At 70.5% G+C, this 5,690-nt stretch carries 6 protein-coding genes and 1 pseudogene; 6 read left to right on the top strand and 1 reads right to left on the bottom strand.

The window, feature by feature from the left end:
- Both AB0M08_RS47075 and AB0M08_RS47080 read left to right on the top strand, forming a co-directional pair.
- The coding region (locus AB0M08_RS47075; protein ID WP_364508785.1) for an AAA family ATPase at window positions 1–1,686 on the top strand (1,686 nt) is incomplete at its 5' end.
- 248 nt (window positions 1,687–1,934) lie between these two features.
- Window positions 1,935–2,168, top strand: a pseudogene (locus tag AB0M08_RS47080) (DUF4291 family protein); the annotation flags it as partial.
- Here the strand turns inward: AB0M08_RS47080 and AB0M08_RS47085 are convergent.
- Complete coding sequence (locus AB0M08_RS47085; RefSeq protein ID WP_364508788.1) at window positions 2,165–3,064, bottom strand: A/G-specific adenine glycosylase; 900 nt, start codon at window positions 3,062–3,064, stop codon at window positions 2,165–2,167. The pseudogene AB0M08_RS47080 and the gene AB0M08_RS47085 sit on opposite strands and share 4 nt — an antisense overlap.
- A gap of 21 nt (window positions 3,065–3,085) precedes the next feature.
- Between AB0M08_RS47085 and AB0M08_RS47090 the strand changes: the two genes are divergently transcribed.
- The 4 genes from AB0M08_RS47090 (at window position 3,086) to AB0M08_RS47105 (ending at window position 5,468) form a co-directional block, all read left to right on the top strand.
- The gene (locus AB0M08_RS47090; protein ID WP_364508790.1) at window positions 3,086–3,595 is read left to right on the top strand and encodes an ACT domain-containing protein; all 510 of its coding nucleotides are present in this window, start codon (window positions 3,086–3,088) and stop codon (window positions 3,593–3,595) included.
- Window positions 3,592–4,122: a peptide deformylase gene (gene def / locus AB0M08_RS47095; RefSeq protein ID WP_364508793.1), complete on the top strand. Its 531-nt coding sequence runs from the start codon at window positions 3,592–3,594 to the stop codon at window positions 4,120–4,122. Before AB0M08_RS47090 ends, def begins: the two co-directional genes overlap by 4 nt.
- Before the next feature lie 82 nt (window positions 4,123–4,204).
- Entirely contained in the window at window positions 4,205–4,951 is a 747-nt protein-coding gene (locus AB0M08_RS47100) for an adhesin (protein ID WP_364508796.1), read from the top strand.
- Window positions 4,952–4,958: 7 nt separating this feature from the next.
- Window positions 4,959–5,468 (top strand): 2'-5' RNA ligase family protein, encoded by a 510-nt coding sequence (locus tag AB0M08_RS47105; RefSeq protein WP_364508799.1) that lies wholly within the window; start codon window positions 4,959–4,961, stop codon window positions 5,466–5,468.
- The last annotated feature ends 222 nt before the right edge of the window (window positions 5,469–5,690 follow it).

Below are 5,690 nucleotides of genomic sequence, written 5' to 3' on the forward strand. Positions count from 1 at the left end.
ATCCTGTTCATCGACGAGATCCACACCCTGGTCGGTGCGGGTGCGGCCGAGGGCGCGATCGACGCCGCCTCGATCCTCAAGCCGATGCTGGCCCGCGGCGAGCTGCAGACCATCGGTGCCACCACGCTGGACGAGTACCGCAAGCACCTGGAGAAGGACGCCGCGCTCGAGCGCCGCTTCCAGCCCATCCAGGTCGGCGAGCCGTCGCTGGCGCACACCATCGAGATCCTCAAGGGCCTGCGCGACCGCTACGAGGCGCACCACCGGATCAGCATCACCGACGCGGCCCTGGTCGCCGCCGCGACGCTGGCCGACCGGTACATCTCGGACCGGTTCCTGCCGGACAAGGCGATCGACCTGATCGACGAGGCCGGGGCACGGATGCGGATCCGCCGGATGACCGCGCCGCCGGACCTGCGTGACTTCGACGAGCGCATCGCCCAGGTGCGCCGCGACAAGGAGTCCGCGATCGACGCGCAGGACTTCGAGCGCGCCGCCCAGCTGCGCGACAAGGAGAAGCAGCTGCTGAACCAGAAGGCTCAGCGGGAGAAGGAGTGGAAGGCCGGCGACCTGGACGTGGTGTCCGAGGTCGACGACGAGCAGATCGCCGAGGTCCTGGGCAACTGGACCGGCATCCCGGTCTACAAGCTGACCGAGGAGGAGACCACCCGGCTGCTGCGCATGGAGGACGAGCTCCACAAGCGCGTCATCGGCCAGGAGGACGCGGTCCAGGCCGTCTCCAAGGCGATCCGGCGTACGCGTGCCGGCCTGAAGGACCCGAAGCGGCCCTCCGGCTCGTTCATCTTCGCCGGCCCGTCCGGTGTCGGTAAGACCGAGCTCTCCAAGGCGCTCGCCGAGTTCCTGTTCGGCAGCGAGGACGCGCTGATCCAGCTGGACATGTCCGAGTTCCACGATCGGTACACCGTGTCCCGCCTGGTCGGTGCCCCTCCCGGCTACGTCGGCTACGACGAGGGTGGCCAGCTGACCGAGAAGGTTCGCCGCAAGCCGTTCAGCGTTGTCCTCTTCGACGAGATCGAGAAGGCCCACCCGGACGTCTTCAACACCCTCCTGCAGATCCTGGAGGACGGTCGGCTCACCGACGGTCAGGGCCGGATCGTGGACTTCAAGAACACGGTCATCATCCTGACCACCAACCTGGGCACCCGGGACGTGGCCAAGGCCGTCTCCCTCGGCTTCCAGGCGTCGGAGGCGGAGGAGTCGAACTACGACCGGATGAAGGTCAAGGTCAACGACGAGCTCAAGCAGCACTTCCGGCCCGAGTTCCTGAACCGTATCGACGACACCATCGTCTTCCACCAGCTGCGGCAGAACGAGATCCTGCAGATCGTGGACATCTTCACCGCCCGCATCGAGGGGCAGCTGAAGAACAAGGACATGGGTCTCGAGCTGACCGACAACGCCAAGAAGTACCTGGCGAACAAGGGCTTCGACCCCGTCCTGGGCGCCCGGCCGCTGCGCCGGACCATCCAGCGGGACCTCGAGGACACCCTGTCGGAGCAGATCCTCTTCAACGAGCTGCGCCCCGGCCAGATCGTCGTGGTCGACTGCGAGGGCGACCCGGCCAACGTGGAGAAGTCCAAGCTGGTCTTCCGCGGCGCCGACCGCGGGGTCACCGTGCCGGACGCGGTTCCGGCCGACCTGGGTACCGCCACCAGCGAAGAGTGACCCGTCCCTGACGTGAACTGGCCCGGCCGCTTCGGTGGCCGGGCCTTTTCGTGTCCGATCCTGCCCGTGACGGCTGCTCCGGCCTGCGACGGCTGCTCCGGCCTGTGATGCTGCTTCAGCCCGTGATGCTGTTGCGGCCTGCGGTTGTCTCCGGCCCGCCCAAAACCTTCAGGGGAGCCCATCTGCGGCGGGTTGCGGTGGGTGGTGCGTTGTTGCCGGAGTGAGCGGCAGCCGTCGGCCGTGCCCTCCAGGTTGGGCTCGGCGGTGCGGCCGTCGCCCGCTACGTCGACGACGGGACGCTCGGCATCGCCGACGTGACACCGCTGGCCCACGAGATCCACACGCACGTCACCGCCGGCGACATCACGGCCGCCACCGCACTCCTCCCACCCGAGACGCACTATCCGTTGCCTGCGGCTCTGGTGACGCGTCTGAGGGCTTCCCCGGCCCAGAACCGCTCCGCCCGCGCGGCCCGTACCTAGAAAAGGGTTTGAACCTCGCCCTTGGGGGCGTCGCCGGCGAGGATGAAATCGTCGGAGCCGAGGGGCTCGACCAGGCCGTCGTCGACCAGGCCGGAGAGTGCCCGGGCGCGCTGGACGTCGTCGGTCCAGACCAGGTCGAGGCGCTGGCGGGGTACCGGCCCGGTCGCGTGGCGCAGGACCTCCAGCAGCAGGCCGCGGACCTGGCGGTCGGTGCCCGCGTACCGCTGCGGTTTGCGGCTCGGCCCCTCCGGGAGCGGCTCCCCCTTCAGACGCCAGGCACAGACCGCGTGGAACGGGCAGTCGACGCACTTGGGGGCGCGCGCCGTGCAGACGATCGCGCCCAGCTCCATGAACGCGATGCTCGCCCGGGCCGCCGTCGGCACGTCGAGCGGGAGCAGCTCCTCCATCGCGACCAGGTCGGCCGTCGTGGTCGCCGGGCCCGCGTCCGGCTTGCCCTCGACCGCGCGACAGACCACCCGGCGTACGTTGGTGTCCACCACCGGATGGCGCTGCCCGTACGCGAAGGTCGCCACCGCCCGTCCGGTGTAGGTGCCCACCCCCGGCAGTGCGAGTAGCTGATCGAGATCGTCGGGGACCTGCCCGCCGTGGCGTTCCACGATCGCTGTCGCGCAGGCGTGCAGGCGCATGGCCCGGCGTGGGTAGCCGAGCCGCCCCCACATCCGGATCGCCTCGGACTGCGGGTCGGCGGCGAGGGCGGCCGGTATCGGCCAGCGGGTCATCCAGGAGCGCCAGGCGGGCTCCACCCGGACCACCGGGGTCTGCTGGAGCATCACCTCGCTCACGAGTACCCCCCAAGGGGTGGTTTCCGGCTGCCGCCAGGGCAGATCCCGGGCATTGGCGTCGTACCAGGTGATGGCGTCGTCGGCGAGAGTCATAGCAGGACTTACTGTAGGCGGGTGCATGAGCTCGCCATCACCGTCATCGGACCGGACCGGACCGGCATCGTCGCGGACGTCGCCGAGGCACTCGCGGGGGTCGGTGCGAACCTGACCGATTCGACGATGACCCGCCTGCGCGGCCACTTCGCGATGACCCTGATCTGCACCGGGCCGAGCGCGGCGGAGGCCGAGGCCGCGCTCACCGCGGTGACCGGTGGTGGGCTGCTGGCCACCGTACGCCGGGTCGAGCCGGAGGCCGCCGGTGCCCTGAACGGCGACCCGTACCTGGTCAGCGTGCACGGGGCGGACCGGCTCGGCATCGTCTCCGCGGTCACCCGGGTGGTCGCCGCGGCCGGTGGCAACATCACCGATCTCACCACCCGGCTGACCGGTCCGCTCTACCTGCTCGTCGCCGAGGTGGACCTGCCCTCGGACGCCGCCGAGCAGCTGGCCGAGCAGCTCGCGGTGGCCGGGGCCGAGCTCGGCGTCGAGGTGACGCTGCGCCGGGCCTCGGCGGAGCTGCTGTGAGTCCGCGCTGGACCGGCCCGGAGGGCGCGGTACGCCCGATCGTCACCGCCCCGGCGAGCCTGCTGAGTACGGCCGGCGCCGAGGTCGACCCCACCGACCCGGAGATCGTCCGGCTGGCCGCCGATCTGGTCGCCACCATGCGGGTGTCACCGGGTTGTGTCGGGCTGGCCGCCCCGCAGGTCGGCGTCGGCGTCCAGGTCTTCTGTGTGGACGTGACGGACCACCCGAAGGCCGCGACCACGCACGGCACGTTCGTGCTCTGCAACGCGAAGATCGTCGAGGCGAGCCGGTGGCGCACGGGGCGGGAGGGCTGCATGTCGGTGCCGGACCTGACCGGTGACGTGAAGCGGGCCGCCCGGATCGTGGTCGAGGCGGTACTGCCGGGCAGCGGTGAGCCGGTCACGCTCACCACGGACGCGTTCGAGGCGCGGGCCCTGCAGCATGAGGTCGATCACTGTGCGGGCAAGCTGTTCCTCGATCGGGTGGCCGGGGCGCACGCCGTCTACCAGCGCAAAGTTTATCTCTAACGACCGAGCCGCCAGGTTGGTGTCGCCCGACCGGCGCGTCGTGCGCGATGTGCCCGGTTCCGGGTCTAACGTGGGCCGCATCATGCGTGCGACGGTTGGTCCCCTCCCACCCGCGGTCTATTGGCGGCGGCGTGCGGTCGTGCTCGGTGCGGTGCTGCTCGCCGTCATCGTGCTGTTCGTGCAGTGCTCCGGCGGGGACGACGACCCCGCGACGAAGAAGACGTCGTCGGAGTACCCGACACCGGCACCGGCCTCGCCGACCAAGGCGAGCAGTTCGCCGACCCCGGACGACGACGTGCTCGACTCGGTGGCGCCGGGCGGTGAGGTCTACCCCGACCCGCAGGAGGTCCAGTCCGAACAGGCCGGTGCGGACGGTACCGCCCAGGCGACGTCGGGCACCGGCACGGACACCTCGGTGACCCAGGCCTCCGGCAGCACCTGCGCGGACACCGAGATGTCGGTGTCGCCGATCCCGGCGGAGACCACGGTCCAGCGCGGCGCGAGCCTGGAGATCCGTCTCAAGATCAAGAACACCGGTTCGCGGACGTGTACCCGTGACGTCGGCTCGGACCCGCAGGAGCTCTACCTCTTCCAGGGCGCGCAGAAGTACTGGTCGTCCGACAAGTGCAGCACCGCCAAGGGCAACGACGTCCAGTCCTTCACCGCGGGCCAGGAGCGCGAGTACAAGGTCACCTGGAACGGCCGCCAGTCCACCGCGTGCACCGGCGACCAGCCGTCCGGCGCCGCACCCGACGCCGGTCAGTACCAGCTCTACGGCCGCCTCGGCACGATCATCAGCAACCCGGTCGTCGTGACCGTTCTCGGCTGACGCGTACTTGGTCGCCGCGTTAGAGCTCTACCTGGACGTCGACGCCAATCGTCGTCTCCGCACGCTCTGGCGTGCCCTGGAGGCCGAGGGCATCCCGACCATGGGTTCCCTGCACCAGAAGCACCGTCCGCACGTCTCGCTGGCCGCGGCCCGCACCATGGACCCGGTCGCCGCCGCCGGCGCGCTGACCGGCCTGACCGTCGGCCGTGGCTTGACGCTGAGCCTCGACTTCGTGGGCCAGTTCGTCGGCCGGGTGCTCTGGCTGGGCGTGACCGTGACCGAGGAGTTGCTCGCCCACCACCGGGTGATCCACGAGCACCTGGCGGCCGGCGGCGTCGAGGTGTGGGATCACTATCGGCCAGGCCGCTGGGTTCCGCACTGCACGGTCTCGCTCCGCGTACCCAACCCGATGATGGCCCCGGCGATCCGTCGCTGCCTGGAGATCCTCCCGCTCACCGCGACGGTGACCGGCGCCGCCATCGCCGACCACGCCAACGACGTCTTCTGTCCGCTTTAACCCCATGTCGTAGCGGGGTGGGCGGCCTTCAGTCCGCTTCAAGGGTGGTGGGCGGGCGGTTGGATGGGGGTACGGCTGGATGCGACGTCCGTGCGTGGCCGGGACCGTCGCGCGCCGCGGGGTTCTGGCTGGTGGTGGGGGGGGTTTGGGGGGGGGGGTGCTCGCACAGGCCGGCCCCGCCCCCAACAACCCCGACAACCCCCCACGCGAAGCCCAGCGCCC

This window comes from Actinoplanes sp. NPDC051851 (assembly GCF_040681165.1).
Taxonomy (GTDB): Bacteria; Actinomycetota; Actinomycetes; order Mycobacteriales; family Micromonosporaceae; genus Actinoplanes.

Excerpts from the sequence above, each read along its gene's own strand:
- AB0M08_RS47085 (WP_364508788.1), bottom strand. The coding sequence starts at position 3,064 with ATGACTCTCGCCGACGACGCCATCACCTGGTACGACGCCAATGCCCGG.
- AB0M08_RS47100 (WP_364508796.1), top strand. The coding sequence starts at position 4,205 with ATGCGTGCGACGGTTGGTCCCCTCCCACCCGCGGTCTATTGGCGGCGG.